The following is a 15,070-nucleotide window of genomic DNA, read 5'->3' as shown; positions in this document are numbered from 1 at the left end:
GGGGGGGGGGGCGTCTCACCGAGTCTCGACCTCGCGGCTGCCCCTCACCCCAGCCCTCTCCCCGCAGGCGGGGAGAGGGAGCGCTCCGTGCAGAAACCTGATGCGCACCGATCTGTTCGACTTCGATCTGCCTGCCGAGAACATCGCGCTGCGGCCGGTGAGCCCGCGCGATGCCGCGCGGATGCTGGTCGTGCGCCCCGGCGCGCCGCTCGAGGATCGGATCGTGCGCGATCTGCCGTCGCTGCTGGCGCCCGGCGATCAGCTCGTGGTCAACGATACAAGAGTGATCGCGGCTCAATTGACCGGCCACCGGATCGGCCGGGGCCCCGAGCCGAAGATCGACGCGACGCTGATCAAGCGGCTCGATGGCGCCCGCTGGCAGGCGCTGGTCAAGCCGGCGAAGAAACTGCTGCCGGGCGACGTGGTGCGCTTCGGTCATGACGGCCGAGTCTGCCTGCTCGGCCATCTCGACGCGACGGTCGAAGCCAAGGGCGAAGCCGGCGAAGTGACGCTGGCGTTCTCGTTCCACGGCCCGGTGCTCGACCAGGCGATCGCGGAGATCGGCGCCACGCCATTGCCGCCCTATATCGCCTCCAAGCGCCCGCCCGACGTGCAGGATGTCACTGACTATCAGACCATGTTCGCCGCCAATGAAGGCGCCGTCGCCGCGCCGACCGCCGGGCTGCATTTCACCGCTGACCTTGAAGCCGCGCTGGCTGCGCGCGGCGTCGGGCTGCACCGGATCACGCTGCATGTCGGGGCGGGGACGTTCCTGCCGGTGAAGGCCGACGACACCGCTGAGCACAAGATGCACGCCGAATGGGGCACGATCAGCCGCGCGACCGCGGAGGCGCTGAACGCGGCGCGGGCGGCGGGCGGCCGCATCGTCGCGGTCGGCACCACCTCGCTGCGCTTGTTGGAAAGTGCGGCGCGCGATGACGGCCAGATCGCGCCGTTCGCCGAAGAGACTTCGATCTTCATCACGCCGGGCTATCGCTTCCGCGCGGTCGACGTGCTGATGACCAATTTCCACCTGCCGCGATCGACGCTGTTCATGCTGGTGTCGGCGTTCTGCGGTCTCGACACCATGCAGGCGGCCTACGCCCACGCCATTCGAACCGGCTACCGGTTCTACTCCTACGGCGACGCCAGCCTGCTGTTCCGGAACGACATCACCCCATGACCGTATCCAATCACTTCGAACTGCTCGGGACCGACGGCGCCGCGCGCACCGGCCGACTCACCACCCCGCATGGCGTCGTTCGCACCCCGGCCTTCATGCCGGTCGGCACCGCGGGCGCGATGAAGGGGCTGCATTGGCGCGAGGTGCGCGACGCCGGCGCCGACATCGTGCTCGGCAACACCTATCACCTGATGCTGCGGCCCGGCGCCGAGCGCATCGCCGCGCTCGGCGGCCTGCAGCGCTTCACCACCTGGAACGGCCCGATGCTGACCGATTCCGGCGGCTTCCAGGTGATGTCGCTGGCGCAGCTTCGCAAAGTCAACGAACAGGCGGTGACGTTCCGCTCGCATATCGACGGCGCGGCGCTCGAATTGTCGCCGGAACGCGCCATCGAGGTGCAGCGTCTGCTCGGCTCCGACATCGCGATGCAGCTCGACGAATGCGTGCGGCTGCCGGCCGATCGCGCCGATATCGAGCGGGCGATGCAATTGTCGCTGCGCTGGGCGGAGCGCTGCAAGCGCGCGTTCGAAACCGCGCCGGCCGGCTACATGCTGTTCGGCATCGTGCAGGGCGGCGACGTGCCCGAGCTGCGCCACGCTTCGGCGCGCGGGCTGATTGATATCGGCTTCCACGGCTATGCGATCGGCGGCCTCGCGGTCGGCGAGCCGCAGGAGGTGATGCTGGCGATGATCGAGGAGGTGGCGCCGATCCTGCCCGAGGACCGGCCGCGCTATCTGATGGGCGTCGGAACGCCCGAGGACATACTGGAAGCGGTGGCGCGCGGCATCGACATGTTCGACTGCGTGATGCCGACCCGCAACGGTCGCCATGGTCTCGCGTTCACGCAATACGGCCCGATCAACCTGCGCAACGCCAAGCACGCCGACGATCCGCGGCCGCTCGACGAAGAGAGCGACTGGCCGTCGACCCGCAACTACTCGCGGGCCTATCTGCACCATCTGGTGAAGTCGAGCGAGACGCTCGGCGCGATGCTGCTGTCGGAGATCAATACCGCGTACTATCAGCGGCTGATGCGCGACATCCGCGGCGCGATCGCCGCCGGCCGGTTCGAAGAGTTCAGGCTCCGCACGCGCGAGGCGTGGGATCGCGGCGATCTGCCGCCGCGCTGATCCGCCGCTTCGGCTGCCGACGCCGTTCGGCCGTGACCCGGCAATTCGCTGACGCGCCGATGCTCCGCCCGCTGGCTGTCGAGATGCGGGATTGGGATCGCTCGCGCTACTTCGCAATCGGTCCGGGCCCATACTGCAGAATCTGAACGTTCTGCTTCGTAATCAGACCGCCACCCATCATGCTGCCCAGTACCGGCAGAAACGCCTCGATCGTTTCCGGCGCATCGACGATCTCGATGATGATCGGCAGATCTTCCGAAAGCCGGAGGATTTTGCTGGTGTGCAGACGGCTGGAATGCCCGAAGCCGATCGCCCCGCGCAAGACGGTGGCGCCCCCCAGATGCATTTCGCGAGCCTTCAGAACAATCGCCTCATGGAGCGGCCGATTGTCAAAGCGATCGTCTTCACCGATGAAGATCCGGAGGAGTACGGCGTCACGAGGCAGTTGCATCGGTCTGTCCTTGGTTCGTTCGGGGCGTCGCGAAACTCGTCGAAGCTCTCCGCGGTCGTGTGATCATCTTTGCCATCTGATCGCTGCGACGATCACTTCGAGGCGGGATCGGCCGCCGGCGGGACGATCGATCGGGACATTCAACCCGACCGACCGCGCAGCATAGTCCCGACTTCGTTACCGGTACGTGGTACGGCGCGGCCATTTCAAGTCGCTCCAGTGCCGCCGGGTTGTCCGTACTGGATGACTTCGACACGTTCCATCGTCGCCATGCCGCCGGGCATCATCTCGTCGAGCACAGGAAGGAAACGCGCGACCGCGTCTTCACTGTCGATGATCTCGATGATCAGCGGCAGTTCGCTGCGAACGCGAAGGGCGTCGGCCCGGTGCATCTGGCTCGACTCTCCATAGCCGGTCGGCCCGCGGAAGACGGTCGCTCCGGCGAGCTGCATCTTTCGCGCGCGCAACACGATGGCCTCGTAGAGTGGCGCGTCGCCGTGCTTGTCGGACTCGTCGACGAAGATCCGGAGCAGCGTGGCCTGCCGTGGTATCTGCAAGTTCTCGGGCTCGTCTCCGGTGACGATGGAGGTTCGCACCCGATTGAGTCGGGTCGCGAACGCGTAGCCGCCCCAAACGGCGATCAGCCAGGCGACGGGCGAGAGACCGAAATTGAGCCCCGCGACGAGCAGGTCGCCGTTCCGGATCAGCGCGAAGGTTTCGAAGCTGAACATCGAAAAGGTCGTGTAGCCTCCGCAGATGCCGGCCATCACAAACTGACGCTGGCGGCTCCCCGCGAAGATCCGGCCGTCGGGCCCTGTGACCGTGGCATAGAAGCCGATCAGAAAAGAACCGGTGACGTTGACGATCAATGTGGTCCACGGGAAGGCCGGGCCGAGCAGGGCGATCTGCGCGACACCGACCAGGTACCTCGCGACTCCGCCGAGCACGCTCCCGAGACCGACCAAGCCGTAGACGGCGAGGCCGTCCAATGCGCGGCTAGCCCATGCGGGAAGCTTACGCAGCATGTCGGTGCCGAGGTGTTGCGGGCAATGCTGCAGCTTTCACTGGACGATCCGAGTTGTGAGGATAAATCCCGTGGCCGCCAGGCCAGGGCAGAGGATCAGCGACATCAGGACGTTGCCTGCCGCCCGCCGGAGGTCGCCGTCGCGCGCCAGGCTCAAGGTCTGCAAGCTGAAGGAGGACACGGTAGTGTAGCAGCCGAGGAAACCGGTCACGACGAGCAGCCAGGAGGTGTGCTCGGAGAACACGCCTTGGCCGCTGCTGGCGAGGCCGCCGAATACGCCGATTGCCAGAGCCCCACTGGTATTGACTGTCAGGGTACCCCAAGGAAAGGTCTCGCCAATGCTACGTGCGACCAGCCCCGAAATCCCGAACCGAGCAATCCCGCCGAACATGCTGCCGAAGGCGACCCAGATCATTCCGTAGACGATATCCATGTCTTTCACTGCTCATTACGACAGTTCGTGTCGCGATCACCACGATTGCCGGCTGACCCAAAGCCTGCCGTCAGCATGATACAGATAGAATCCTTCGAGGAGCATGTGCATGCGTGTAATTCCCAAGTCCGTCGACTGCCGGGCCGCGGCAACAATCGACATCATGGGCGATAGACCGAGAGTGCCATTCCGCTCGTGCGGTGGGACGTCGATATAGGAAGGCACCACAGCAACCGCTCCAACGAGCAAGAACGAGATGATCTGCCAGAGAACGGTGTAGCGATCGGCCGATGACTTGTGCAGCGTCAGAATTTGCAAACGTTCGTGATCTGCAGGCATGCGCCGTCACTGTCTTCAATTCCTAACAGGCCGGTCATGGATCTCGCTACCGTAGAAAGACGTAACCCATAGCGTTGTAGCGGAGCCGCGAGCAGATTGACGACGGCATCGCAGCTTTGTATGAATTTCACCGATGGGGATGGAGTCCCCCGACAACCGCCGTGAGGCTGATGACTCCTACCGGGCGCTTTCGCGTCGGTAGGATTGTGTCGAAGACTCTCCCCGATCGAAATCCCGAGCCGTCAGCCGGAGACCTGGAAGGGTCCCGCATGAAGTCTGTGATTGTCTTGCTGCAACCCCTCCGGGGAATGCTCGCGAGCAGAACTGTTGCGCTATCGGTGCTGACGGCCGTCACAGCGGCCGCTGGGCTGGCGTTTGCCTTTGGCGTCGAAGCGGACGGTCATGCTGCTGCTCGCGCTTTGAGCTTTGACGGCACTTGCCGAAACAGCGATCCGGATGAGGCAGAACTAGTCGGGACGTGTGACCATCCTGGAGACCTACTCAGTCGTCGCAGGGATACGCATGTCCGTGCCGGGGAGGGGTACGGCGCCCATGAACGGCGTGCGCGGAGCCGGGCGGGGTGATGACGGACGGCGAAGCAGAGCGAGGTCTGATGGTCCGCAATAGGAAGAAACGCGTGAGCCGCATGATCGATCGGGCAAGGTCGAGAGTGCGTGATGGAGAGAAGCATGGCGCGGATCGGTAACGCCCGAACCATTGCCGATATCGAGTTCGTCATCGATGCGCCGAGCCCCGGCAGCGACCAGTCGGTGTGGACGGTCGACGGAGTCGAATGCTCTCGCGAGCGCCACCGCTATAACGGAAGGAGCTATTCGTTTTCGCTCGAGATTCTGCAACTGCGGGCCGATGCGCCCGGCGCGCCCCGCTGGCACGTCGTGATCATCAGCGAATTGTGGAAGTTCTACGAAGCCAAGGCGGAGCCACACAAGACGCAGCACCTCAAGGTGATCTCCGGAAAGGCGCCGGATATTCTCGCCTGGATGAGACATCAACGGAATGCCAAGTTGCAGCGAGTGACGTCACGCGAATCCGTCGGTCGATGACGGCGGGATGAAACATCTCAATCGCCGGGTCGTGGGCGAGGACGGATGGTGCGAATTCGTCCATGTGCATGACGAAGGCTACGGACACGTCGAAGACGGCCGCGCTTCGAAGACGACCGATCTTTCGAAAGGCGACGGACGCTTCGATCGCGACGGACCCTCGGCTGTTCGGAAATGCAGAAGCGGCTTCGCGGGCCTGGCGATGTCGAGCTGGCGGCAAGCTGCTGATCGTTACCGGCGAGCGGAATCTGTCGCTCGTCCGGGATCGAGAGTTGCAGCGACCATGGCAGCTTGTCGGCGTTCCGGGCCCGACTACTTGTCTTCGTTGTCAGCTCGTGCGGCTTGCCCATGGCTGGTTTTCAGCATGGGAGGACAGCATGAGCGACGAAGACGTTAGTTGCAGGAAAAGCGTTTCACCGAATGCTTGGTGACGAAACCATAGCCGCAGGTGTCGCAGGTCCACAGATAGCTCACCACGCTTTCGGTGAGATATGCGGAAGCCTCGGCAGCGACCATCGAGTCGGCGCAGACCGGGCAGGTGGGAAGATCGCTGCCGCGCGGCGCGGGACGAGGAACGTTGGTCGACAGGACTTCAGCAATCGCCGGCATCGTGACCTCCTCATCTTCCAAGAGCATTGGGCCTGATTGTTCAAAGCGGACCGGATTGTCCGAAGTGTGTGAGCCGATCGGAGCGTCTGAGTGGCTCAGAGTTTCCAAGTGGATCAGAGTTTCCAAATGGCCTGATGGTTCGATTGAACGCAGCGGTCGGGCACATGTCGACCGAAGTGATCACCACCTCAGTTGCACGAACTATACACTCGGAACTCTGACGATGTCGCAACACAAATGCGTTCGTTTTGAGAAAATCGATTCTGCACTGCACGCCGCCTCCGGCCAGATCCGGGATCAGCTCGATTGTTGTGCGCGTGTTAGCGATTCAATTACTATTGCGATCGGTAAGCGGGCGTGATCAACCGGTCTGGCGCCCCTGTCCGAGTGAGTCTTGTGCGCCGCGAGGCGCCGCTTCCAGCGTGGACCGCTGGCGCGATGGACCATTCCGATGGGGACGCTTTCAACGCCTCAACTCTGCTCAACCTGCCGAGAAAACTGCCATGTCTCAGCCGCCCCGCCGTCCCCGCACGCTCAACGATGCCCGTACCGAGGCGGAGGCCGCCTTCAAGAAGGCCACCACTAAGCCGGTTGAGGTGCCGCCGAAGCGGCGGGCGCTGCCCGGCGTCAAGGAGATGGTGTCGTTGCGGATCGACCAGGCGGTGCTAGAGCATTTCCAGGAAGGCGGTCCAGGATGGCAGGACCGCATCAACGCCGCATTGCGGAAGGCCGCGGGGCTCGACTAGCGCGAATTGTGGATCCGGGCCGGCATCGGCGGCCGCGGCGCGCCCCGCAGGTTGAGCAGATTGCCAGCCAGGATCAGCGCGGCGCCGGCCACGGTGTAGGCGTCGAGCCGCTCGCCGTAGATCAGCCAGCCTGCCGCGGCCGACAGCGGTACTCGCAAAAAGTCCATCGGCACCACGATGGTGGCATCGGCGTGCGACAGCGCCCGCGCCATGCAATAGTGCGAGAAGGTGCCGCAGAACGCCAGGATCACGATCCAGATCCAGACATAGGCCGATGGCCATTGCCACGTCCACAGCGCCGGCACCAGACCGGCCGCGCTCTGGATGATCAGCATCCAGAAGATGATCGTCAGCGTGCTTTCGGTGCGCGTCAGCGACTTCATCAGCGTCACCGAGATGCCGAAGCCGACCGCGGCGCCGAGCGCGATCAACTGCCCGGGATCGATCGAGGACGTGGCCGGGCGGACGATGACCACGACGCCGATCAGGCCGAGCGCGACCGCGGTGATCTTCCAGACGTTCATGTGCTCGCCGAGGAAAGTGGCGGCCAGGATCGCGATCCAGATCGGCATGGTGAACTCGATCGAGACCACCTGGCCGATCGGGATCAGCATCAGCGCGTAGAACCAGCCGAGCTGCGCGGCGTAGTGCACGAGGTTGCGGGTCAGATGCGAGAATGGCCGCGCCGTCGCCATCGCCGGCAGCCCGCCGGTCCTGTGGATCATCGGGTACAGCATCGCGAAGCCGATCACCGAGCGCAGTTCCATGACCTGAAACACGCTCAGTTCGCGCAGCGTCTCGCGGCCGGCGACGGCCACGATCACCATCAGCGCCAGCCAGCCGGCCATCCACAGCGCGGCCTTCAGAATCGAGGGGGGACGGGTCATCGCGGCGGTTTGGCTCGTTGATGGCGTCGGCGTTTCCTTGCAGCGCTCTATCTTCGACAACGGCAGGCTTGGCAACCGCCGCACCGAAGAGGTCCGCCTGCGCCCGTTGCGGTTGATTTCCGCCGCCGCTTGTGCGCGCAATCGCGTTCAAAGCGGCGAACAAGCCGGATGCCAAGGGAGGATCGAGGATGCGGGTGCTGCAACCGGACGGATGGGCGAGGCCGCGAGGCTTCTCACACGGCGTTGCCTTCAGTGGGCCCGGTCAGTGGCTGGTGCTGGCGGGCCAGACGGGGACCAACGATCAGGGCGAATACGAATCGGACGACCTGGCGGCCCAGGTCGGCGCAGCGCTGCGGCGTGTCATCCGGCTGCTGGCCGACGCAGGCGCCGGTCCTGAGCACATCGTGCGGCTGACCTGGTATCTCACCAGCCGGGCCGAATATGAGGCCGCTGGGGCCGGAATCGGCGCGGCCTGGAAGGAGACGCTGGGGCGGCATTTTCCGCCTTCGACGCTGCTCTATATCGACGGGCTGGTCGATCCTCGCGCCAAGGTCGAGCTGGAGGTGACGGCGTTCGTGCCGGCGCGGTGAATCTGCCTGGACGACTTAGCCTTGCGGATGCTTGCCAGCGCGGCCGGTTTCGGCCAATCAGCCGCGAGCTTTTGCAAGGAGTTTCGTTCGATGACCCAGCGCTCGACTTCGGCCGATTTCGTCACCGCCTTCGCCACTGGCTGGCCGGAGAATCAGCCCGACGTGATGATTCTCTCGCTGACCACGCAGAAAGGCGTGCAGGACTTCGCGCTGACCAAGGAGCAGGCCCTTCTGGTGGCGAAGACGATGAAGCGCACTGCGACCGCTCTGGCGGCACCGAAGCCGCGCGCGTGAGCTGCGGCGCGGCGAGAAGCGAGGGCGGTCCCATCGGGGCCGCCCCAAAACGCGAAAACCGGACCCCTTGCGGAGTCCGGTTCTGCAAATACGGCTCGTGAGAGCGTATTAGCCGACGTTGACCGACGATTCGATCGACGCGGTCTTGCCGTTCCAGTACTTCGGGAACCAGGTGGTGTTCGTGATCAGGGCGAAGTGCACCAGGATCGCGATCACGGTCACGCTGCCGAGCAGGAGCGGAAGGCCGACGGACGGCTTCACAACAGTCCAGATACGAGCTTGATTCATAATTGATGCTCCTTAAGGCAGCTAATTAGTGCAGCCAGGGGGTGTAAACGTAGGCGAGGAAGTGCGCGACGATCGCGATCGCACCGAAGATGCGGGTGCCGTCGATCACGTGCTTGTGGAGCTCTTCCGACTCCTCGACCGTCAGGCCGGTCAGCGTCTTGTCAGCCATTTTGAGACCTCATAATGGGTTTTCTGCGCATCGCCGAGCCGCGGTGCGGCCCTCGATGGCGCGCATATTGACCCGGCTGTCCGACCCGAACATTGAGCAGGAACAAATTTTCGTGAGTGCCGCGTGATCCGTTGGTCGTAAAACGGTAGTTGGGTCCGGATTTGGTTGCATTTTGTCTTGCGGGGATGATGCAACCGCGCGGCTTGGGAGGGGCGATCGGCTCTGCGGCCGCTCGGTTCGAACGGACGCCGCGCGGGTGGCTTGCAAGCAGCTTCAGGCGCCGGGATCTCGTCCGGTGAAGGCGGAAGCGCTAAGCTGCCGGGCGCTGTCGCCCATTTCGGGTGGGAAAATGAATCTCATGGTGAGCGCGGAGGGACTCGAACCCTCGACCCCATGATTAAAAGTCACGTGCTCTACCGGCTGAGCTACGCGCTCACGTGAGGCGCTGTGTAGGGGGCGGGGCCGGCGGGGTCAATACCCGCGGTGACCGCAGTTGCCCCCACCCAAGACAAATTGGCTCAAGCCCACAGCTATTTATCCTGCCTTCCTCGTGCAACCAGTCAGCTTCTGCCAGCGGCCAAAGTCGCCGTTCAGGCGTCGCGCTGCAGCTCGGAGGCGACGACCTTCTGCGGAGCCGGGATCGGAGTCGGCAGCGCCACCGGGCGCAGGCCGATCAGCTCGGCGGTCCGCACCGCGGTCGCGGTCCACCAGCCGAACTGGTTGATTCGCGAGTTCTCCAGAATCGCGATCGCCACCGCCGCCAGGAACGGCAGGCTCTGCAACACCAGCACGCCGGCGAAGATGTAGATCTCGGTGATCTGGATGTTGCTGTTGGATACCACCAGAATTGCCGCGCCGATCAGCAGCAGCACACCGATCACCGCTTCCCAGAATGCCTGGAATTCGACCGACATCATCGTCAGGCCGCCCTTGGAGGTGCGGGCGAAGGCGAGGTGTTCGGTGATCAGGCCCTGGGCGACGGCGCGGGACACCGTCCATTGCACCGACATCGCCGCGATCATCGCGCCCAGCATCTGCGGCACGCCGATCTTCACCCGCAGCCGGTACAGCACCAGGAAGTGCGCCAGCGTCACGATGAAGGAGGCGATGATCGGCAGGGTCAGGATCTTGTCCGGAATCGCGATGTCGGCGAAGGCGACGATCGGCACCCAGATCAGATTGAGGATCGCCACCACCACGCCGAGGCTTTCGGCGCCGAGCCAGTTCAGCCAGCCGAGACCGAACTCGCGGCGCTGGTCGCGGGACAGGCGGCTGTTGCCGGGCAGGAAGCGGCGCCAGTGCTTCTTGATGATCTGGAAGCCGCCATAGGCCCAGCGGTGCCGCTGCTTCTTGAACGCCTCGTAGGTGTCCGGCAGCAGGCCGTAGCCGTAGCGGGTGTTGGTGTAGTGGGTGAGCCAGCCGTGCTCCATGATCTCGAGGCCGAGATCGCTGTCCTCGCAGATGGTGTCGCTCGACCAGCCGCCGGCCATGTCCATCGCGGCGCGGCGGATCAGGCACATCGTGCCGTGCACGATGATGCCGTTGTATTCGTTGCGCTGGACCATGCCGATGTCGAAGAACCCGGCATATTCGCCGTTCATGATGTAGTGCATCAGCGAGCGGTCGCCGTCGCGATGCTCCTGCGGCGCCTGCACCAGGCCGACGCGCGGATCGTCGAACGCCGGGACGAGGTCCTTCAGCCAGTCCGGCGTCACCACATAGTCGGCGTCGATGATGCCGATGATCTCGGCATCGACCGCGGTGCGCTCCATCGCGATCCGCAGCGCGCCGGCCTTGAAGCCCTTGACCTTCTGGGCGTTGATGAACTTGAAGCGCTCGCCGAGTTCGCGGCAGTGTTCCCGGATCGGATCGGTGAAGGCGGCGTCGGGGGTGTTGTTGATGATCACCACGACTTCGAAGTTCGGATAGTCGAGCCGCGCCAGTGCATCCAGCGTCTGCTTCAGCATCTCCGGCGGCTCGAAATAGGCCGGGACGTGGATCGACACCTTCGGGGCCTTGACCGGTTCGCCGCTGGCCAGCGCGGCCGCACGCTTGGCTTCCTGCGCGTCGGTCATCTCGCGGGTGATCAGCCGGCGCGGCTTGCGGCCGAACGCCACTGCCGCGATCTCCTCGACCCGCGCCAGCGCGATAGCGACCAAGGGCACCAGCAGGATCATGCCGAGGGTCAATGCGAACGCCGAGCCGAACAGGAAATAGTGGCCGTTCCAGTAAGCGAACACCGTCGCGGCCCAGGCGCCGGCGCCGTTCGCGGCGGCCGCCAGTAAGAAGGTCTGCATCGCGGTCGGGGCGGCGAGCTGCAGGATCGGCAGCGACAGCAGGATGCCGACCAGGACCGCAATGCCGGCGAGCTTCCAGTAGTTGGGATCGACCACCGGGCCGGTCCAGGCGAATTTCGGTTGGCGCGAGGCGTCCAGGAAGCCCCAGTATGGACCGACACCGCCTTCGAAGAATTTCCACGGCTGATCGATCGCTTCGACGATGTTGTATTCCATGCCGATGGCGTCGGCGCGGCTCACGAAATTGCGTAGCGTCACCGCTTGCTCGAACTGTCCGGGCACGGCCGCCTTGCGATTGTAGCCGGCGCTCGGCCAGCCGAATTCGGCGATCACGATGCGCTTGCCGGGAAAGGCGTCGCGCAGCTTCTGGTAGATGATCATCGCCTGGTCGACCGCCTGCTTGGCGGAGAAGCCTTCCCAGTAGGGCAGGATGTGCGCAGCGATGAAATCGACCGACGAGGCGAGTTCGGGATGCTCGATCCAGATGTTCCAGATCTCGCCCGACGTCACCGGCGCCTTGACCTGGGATTTGACACGCTGGATCAGCCGGGTCAGCCGGCGGACGTTGTTCTCCGCCGTGGCCCAGCGGACCGCCTCGTCGCGCTTGTCGGCCGGTTGGGCTTCGGCATCGCGCACCCGCTGGTTTTCTTCCGCGACCAGGCGGTAGCGCTCTTCCTCGCTGAGCCCGAGATTTTCCAGCGGGATCTGATCGCCGCGATATACCGTCTCGTTGCCGACCACGATGCCGCTGACATTCGGATTGTGCTTGGCGAGCTCGATCGCCGCCTGAATTTCACGCTCGTTGCGGGTGGGGTCCTTGTCGATCCAGGCGCCGACATTGACCTTGAGGCCGAACTCGTTGGCGATCGGCGGGACCATCTCGGGACCGCCGGTCGACGAGTACAGGCGGACGGCGCGGGTCTGCGGCGCCAGCTTTTTGAGGTCGGCTCGGATCCGCTCGGCGGTCGGGAAATTGTCGACGTCGGGATGGCCGCTGCCGTCGAACGGCGCGTAAGACACGCTCGGCAGCATCCCGGTGAAGTCGGCGGCTTGTTGTTTCTCCCGAAGGAGGCCCCAGAGCCCGGCGTGAGCAACAGCGACAAAAAGCAAAACAGCGACGACAGCACGCATCGCGACTAAACCATCAGGGGCCTGGTTTGCAGGTGAACCAACCCGTCCCCGAGGTCCGTCCACAGCGTCGGCGCATCACAGCATGAATGGCTGCGGTGCCCAAGCAACTCCGCCGACCGCATGGCGAATTGAGGGCACCGGGTCACCAAACCAGAGAAAAAACCGAACGTTCCCTCGCGGCGAGGCGTTATTTCGCCGGCGCCTGAATGGGCGGCGTCGCCGGCTGCGGCTGCGCAGGGGCCGGTGCCGGCTTGCCGGCCGGACCAGGCGGCGTCGCAGTCGCTGCCGCCGGCTGCTGCTGGGCGGTCGGATTGATCCAGCATGCGTGCACGCGTCCGCTGAGGCTGTCGGGCGATTTCGGGTCGATAGGACCGGATCGCACGACGCACCTGAACGCCGCCTGAATGTGACCGGTCGGGCAGCCGAAGCGGTCGTACATGTCGAGATGGCGGAACGCGGTGTCAAGGTCGTCACGCCACATCAGCACCACGACGCGACGGCCGAGCCAGACGCATTCGGGGTTGCCGGCAGGACCGTTGATCGCCTGCGCAGCCTCGGCGAACTCGTCGGTCTTCCGCTGGCTTTCCTTGAGCGCGTCCGCAGTCGACTGAGTCGCCTGATTGTTAGTGGTCGCCGGCGGCTTCTGAGTCTGATCCTGGGCGCGCAGGTCGCCGCTCTGGGCGATCGCGCCGCCGACGCCGATCGACAGGGCAAGACCGCTCACTGCCAGGCAACGCAGCATCGCGTTCTGGAACTCAAGGAAAACTCGTCGCATCGTGTCCCCGATCTCGTTGCCGGGCCATCGCGGCACCGGTCCCATCCACCTGATGCCGCTCGAATTCGTCGCCGATAGGGCGTGACCCTCGGCAGAATCCCATGACGGACATTTTCGATTTTGTCCAGCAACGGCAGTTGGTCCTTCGGTGCATGGCGACCAATTGATGGCGCATGACGATCTCATGGAAGAAGCCGGGGAGAGGGCGGTGCACAACGCGGCCTTGGCAGATCGGTCGCGAGCGGCTAATCGACGAGACCCTTTTTGCAACGGACGGAAACGAAATCCTTGCGCACGCCGCTGCTGTTGATCCCGATCTCGTTGGCCATGATCTTCGGTGTGTGGTGGTGGATCGCCACCCCGATCACCCTCGAACGTGCGCCGATCGAAACCAGCTCGAAGCTGGAATGTGTGTCCTATGCGCCGTTTCGCGGCTTGCAGACGCCGCTCGATCCGACGACGCATATCGACGCCGAGCAGATCGCGCAGGACATGGAGCAACTCGCCAAGATCTCGAACTGCGTCCGGACCTATTCGATCGACAACGGACTCGACCAATTACCGCCGCTCGCCGCCAAAGCTGGGCTGAAGGTGCTGCAGGGAATCTGGCTGTCCAACGACCGTTCGAAGAATCTGGCGCAGATCGCTACCGCAGTCGGACTGACCAAGGCGTATCCGGACGTCATCACCTCGTTGGTGGTCGGCAACGAGGTGCTGCTGCGCGGCGAGATGACCGCGGCCGATCTCGCCGCCACCATCCGCCTTGTGAAGGCGCAGGCCAAGGTTCCGGTCACTTATGCGGACGTATGGGAATACTGGCTGCGCAACCGCGAGATCTACGAAGCGGTGGATTTCGTCACGATCCATATCCTGCCGTATTGGGAGGACATGCCGGTCCGTGCGCGCTATGCCGCCAACCACGTCGACGCCATCCGCAAGCAAGTTGCGGTCGCGTTTCCTGCCAAGGAGATCCTTATTGGAGAGACCGGGTGGCCGAGCGCGGGGCGGATGCGCGAAGGGGCGCTGCCGTCGCGCACCAACCAGGCCCGGGTGGTGTCCGAGATCCTGTCGCTGGCCAAGCGGGAGAACTTCCGCGTCAACCTGATCGAAGCCTACGATCAGCCGTGGAAGCGCAATCTCGAAGGTACCGTCGGCGGCTATTGGGGGCTGATCGACGCCGACAACCGGGTGGTGAAGTATCCGGCCGGCGAGCCGGTCAGCAATTTCCCGCAATGGAAGCTGATGGCCGCTGCCGGGATGGGGTTGAGCCTTGCGGTGTTCGGGACCGCGATGTTGACGCTGCGCCGGCGGCCATGGTCGCCGCGTCTGGTGGCGTGGCTGGCGGTCGGCACCTCGGCGACGGTGGCGGGGATTCTGCTCGGGGTGGGGATCGACAAGCTGCTGGTCGAGAGCTACGGCGTCGGCCGTTGGCTGCAGTGGGGACTGCTGCTCGCCTGCGGGGTGTCGACCCCGATCCTCGCAGCGCATGCGCTGATGTCGGGGCGCCCGGTCCCGACCTTCCTCGATCTGTTCGGGCCGCGGGAAGACCGCTCGCACTCGGTGGCGACCTGGGCTCTCGGCTTGGCGGTGACGGTGACCGTGCTGATCGGCGCCCAGACCGCGCTCGGCTTCACCTTCGATCCGCGCTACCGCGATTTCC

The 15,070-nt window shown here is 64.5% G+C and carries 17 protein-coding genes, 1 tRNA gene and 1 riboswitch; of the genes, 7 read left to right on the top strand and 11 right to left on the bottom strand.

Annotated elements, in window-relative coordinates; all coding sequences use genetic code 11:
• Positions 1–100: 100 nt before the first annotated feature.
• Positions 101–1,183 (top strand): tRNA preQ1(34) S-adenosylmethionine ribosyltransferase-isomerase QueA, encoded by a 1,083-nt coding sequence (queA, locus tag DU475_RS19350; protein WP_164633042.1) that lies wholly within the window; start codon positions 101–103, stop codon positions 1,181–1,183.
• On the top strand, positions 1,180–2,313 hold the full coding sequence (gene tgt / locus DU475_RS19345) for a tRNA guanosine(34) transglycosylase Tgt (RefSeq protein WP_164633041.1): 1,134 nt from the start codon (positions 1,180–1,182) through the stop codon (positions 2,311–2,313). The genes queA and tgt overlap by 4 nt, the downstream gene beginning before the upstream one ends.
• A 106-nt stretch (positions 2,314–2,419) precedes the next feature.
• Here the strand turns inward: tgt and DU475_RS19340 are convergent, their stop codons facing one another.
• The 4 genes from DU475_RS19340 to DU475_RS19325 all read right to left on the bottom strand — a co-directional run bounded on the left by DU475_RS19340 (position 2,420) and on the right by DU475_RS19325 (position 4,560).
• Positions 2,420–2,764: a DUF190 domain-containing protein gene (locus DU475_RS19340; protein ID WP_047308563.1), complete on the bottom strand. Its 345-nt coding sequence runs from the start codon at positions 2,762–2,764 to the stop codon at positions 2,420–2,422.
• Positions 2,765–2,970: 206 nt separating this feature from the next.
• Positions 2,971–3,789 (bottom strand): DUF190 domain-containing protein, encoded by an 819-nt coding sequence (locus DU475_RS24545; RefSeq protein WP_013502564.1) that lies wholly within the window; start codon positions 3,787–3,789, stop codon positions 2,971–2,973.
• A 36-nt stretch (positions 3,790–3,825) separates the two neighbouring features.
• The gene (gene crcB / locus DU475_RS19330; protein ID WP_013502563.1) at positions 3,826–4,221 is read right to left on the bottom strand and encodes a fluoride efflux transporter CrcB; all 396 of its coding nucleotides are present in this window, start codon (positions 4,219–4,221) and stop codon (positions 3,826–3,828) included.
• 36 nt (positions 4,222–4,257) lie between these two features.
• Positions 4,258–4,560, bottom strand: coding sequence for a hypothetical protein (locus DU475_RS19325; protein ID WP_164633040.1), 303 nt, complete (start codon positions 4,558–4,560; stop codon positions 4,258–4,260).
• Between the two features lie 126 nt (positions 4,561–4,686).
• Positions 4,687–4,747: riboswitch (Fluoride riboswitch) on the top strand.
• 490 nt (positions 4,748–5,237) lie between these two features.
• Between DU475_RS19325 and DU475_RS19320 the strand changes: the two genes are divergently transcribed.
• Positions 5,238–5,624 carry a hypothetical protein gene (locus DU475_RS19320; protein ID WP_246700366.1) on the top strand — a complete coding sequence of 129 codons (387 nt, stop codon included), beginning with the start codon at positions 5,238–5,240 and terminating at the stop codon, positions 5,622–5,624.
• Positions 5,625–6,017: 393 nt separating this feature from the next.
• On the opposite strand, the gene DU475_RS19315 is transcribed toward DU475_RS19320, so the two are convergent.
• Complete coding sequence (locus DU475_RS19315) at positions 6,018–6,233, bottom strand: hypothetical protein (protein ID WP_013502561.1); 216 nt, start codon at positions 6,231–6,233, stop codon at positions 6,018–6,020.
• A gap of 503 nt (positions 6,234–6,736) precedes the next feature.
• On the opposite strand from DU475_RS19315, the gene DU475_RS19310 reads away from it, so the two are divergent.
• A complete protein-coding gene (locus DU475_RS19310; protein ID WP_164633039.1) occupies positions 6,737–6,979 on the top strand; it encodes a BrnA antitoxin family protein in 243 nt (80 codons plus the stop codon).
• On the opposite strand, the gene DU475_RS19305 is transcribed toward DU475_RS19310, so the two are convergent.
• Positions 6,976–7,866, bottom strand: coding sequence for a DMT family transporter (locus DU475_RS19305; protein WP_013502559.1), 891 nt, complete (start codon positions 7,864–7,866; stop codon positions 6,976–6,978). The genes DU475_RS19310 and DU475_RS19305 overlap by 4 nt on opposite strands.
• A gap of 188 nt (positions 7,867–8,054) precedes the next feature.
• Here DU475_RS19305 and DU475_RS19300 point away from each other — a divergent pair, with 188 nt between their 5' ends.
• On the top strand, positions 8,055–8,456 hold the full coding sequence (locus DU475_RS19300; RefSeq protein WP_164633038.1) for a RidA family protein: 402 nt from the start codon (positions 8,055–8,057) through the stop codon (positions 8,454–8,456).
• Positions 8,457–8,546: 90 nt separating this feature from the next.
• Positions 8,547–8,750, top strand: a complete 204-nt coding sequence (locus DU475_RS19295) for a hypothetical protein (RefSeq protein WP_047308570.1) — start codon at positions 8,547–8,549, stop codon at positions 8,748–8,750.
• Positions 8,751–8,858: 108 nt separating this feature from the next.
• Here the strand turns inward: DU475_RS19295 and DU475_RS19290 are convergent, their stop codons facing one another.
• From DU475_RS19290 to DU475_RS19270, 5 genes are all read right to left on the bottom strand, one after another.
• Complete coding sequence (locus tag DU475_RS19290; protein ID WP_013502556.1) at positions 8,859–9,038, bottom strand: light-harvesting protein; 180 nt, start codon at positions 9,036–9,038, stop codon at positions 8,859–8,861.
• Between the two features lie 25 nt (positions 9,039–9,063).
• A complete protein-coding gene (pufB, locus tag DU475_RS19285; RefSeq protein ID WP_013502555.1) occupies positions 9,064–9,207 on the bottom strand; it encodes a light-harvesting antenna LH1, beta subunit in 144 nt (47 codons plus the stop codon).
• A 359-nt stretch (positions 9,208–9,566) separates the two neighbouring features.
• Positions 9,567–9,642, bottom strand: a tRNA-Lys gene (locus DU475_RS19280).
• A gap of 155 nt (positions 9,643–9,797) precedes the next feature.
• Positions 9,798–12,635, bottom strand: coding sequence for a glycosyltransferase (locus tag DU475_RS19275; RefSeq protein WP_164633037.1), 2,838 nt, complete (start codon positions 12,633–12,635; stop codon positions 9,798–9,800).
• 187 nt (positions 12,636–12,822) lie between these two features.
• Positions 12,823–13,410 (bottom strand): hypothetical protein, encoded by a 588-nt coding sequence (locus DU475_RS19270; protein WP_013502553.1) that lies wholly within the window; start codon positions 13,408–13,410, stop codon positions 12,823–12,825.
• Positions 13,411–13,698: 288 nt separating this feature from the next.
• Here DU475_RS19270 and DU475_RS19265 point away from each other — a divergent pair.
• A partial coding sequence (locus DU475_RS19265; RefSeq protein WP_164633036.1) for a glycoside hydrolase family 17 protein occupies positions 13,699–15,070 on the top strand: 1,372 nt, incomplete at its 3' end.

Origin of the sequence: Rhodopseudomonas sp. WA056 (assembly GCF_010906995.1) — a bacterium.
Classification (GTDB): domain Bacteria; phylum Pseudomonadota; class Alphaproteobacteria; order Rhizobiales; family Xanthobacteraceae; genus Rhodopseudomonas; species Rhodopseudomonas palustris_G.
This window is presented reverse-complemented; position numbering and strand designations above follow the sequence as displayed.

Coding starts and splice junctions, on each gene's coding strand:
- queA (WP_164633042.1), top strand. CDS start 101: ATGCGCACCGATCTGTTCGACTTCGATCTGCCTGCCGAGAACATCGCG.
- tgt (WP_164633041.1), top strand. CDS start 1,180: ATGACCGTATCCAATCACTTCGAACTGCTCGGGACCGACGGCGCCGCG.
- DU475_RS19340 (WP_047308563.1), bottom strand. CDS start 2,764: ATGCAACTGCCTCGTGACGCCGTACTCCTCCGGATCTTCATCGGTGAA.
- DU475_RS24545 (WP_013502564.1), bottom strand. CDS start 3,789: ATGCTGCGTAAGCTTCCCGCATGGGCTAGCCGCGCATTGGACGGCCTC.
- crcB (WP_013502563.1), bottom strand. CDS start 4,221: ATGGATATCGTCTACGGAATGATCTGGGTCGCCTTCGGCAGCATGTTC.
- DU475_RS19325 (WP_164633040.1), bottom strand. CDS start 4,560: ATGCCTGCAGATCACGAACGTTTGCAAATTCTGACGCTGCACAAGTCA.
- DU475_RS19320 (WP_246700366.1), top strand. CDS start 5,238: ATGGAGAGAAGCATGGCGCGGATCGGTAACGCCCGAACCATTGCCGAT.
- DU475_RS19315 (WP_013502561.1), bottom strand. CDS start 6,233: ATGCCGGCGATTGCTGAAGTCCTGTCGACCAACGTTCCTCGTCCCGCG.
- DU475_RS19310 (WP_164633039.1), top strand. CDS start 6,737: ATGTCTCAGCCGCCCCGCCGTCCCCGCACGCTCAACGATGCCCGTACC.
- DU475_RS19305 (WP_013502559.1), bottom strand. CDS start 7,866: ATGACCCGTCCCCCCTCGATTCTGAAGGCCGCGCTGTGGATGGCCGGC.
- DU475_RS19300 (WP_164633038.1), top strand. CDS start 8,055: ATGCGGGTGCTGCAACCGGACGGATGGGCGAGGCCGCGAGGCTTCTCA.
- DU475_RS19295 (WP_047308570.1), top strand. CDS start 8,547: ATGACCCAGCGCTCGACTTCGGCCGATTTCGTCACCGCCTTCGCCACT.
- DU475_RS19290 (WP_013502556.1), bottom strand. CDS start 9,038: ATGAATCAAGCTCGTATCTGGACTGTTGTGAAGCCGTCCGTCGGCCTT.
- pufB (WP_013502555.1), bottom strand. CDS start 9,207: ATGGCTGACAAGACGCTGACCGGCCTGACGGTCGAGGAGTCGGAAGAG.
- DU475_RS19275 (WP_164633037.1), bottom strand. CDS start 12,635: ATGCGTGCTGTCGTCGCTGTTTTGCTTTTTGTCGCTGTTGCTCACGCC.
- DU475_RS19270 (WP_013502553.1), bottom strand. CDS start 13,410: ATGCGACGAGTTTTCCTTGAGTTCCAGAACGCGATGCTGCGTTGCCTG.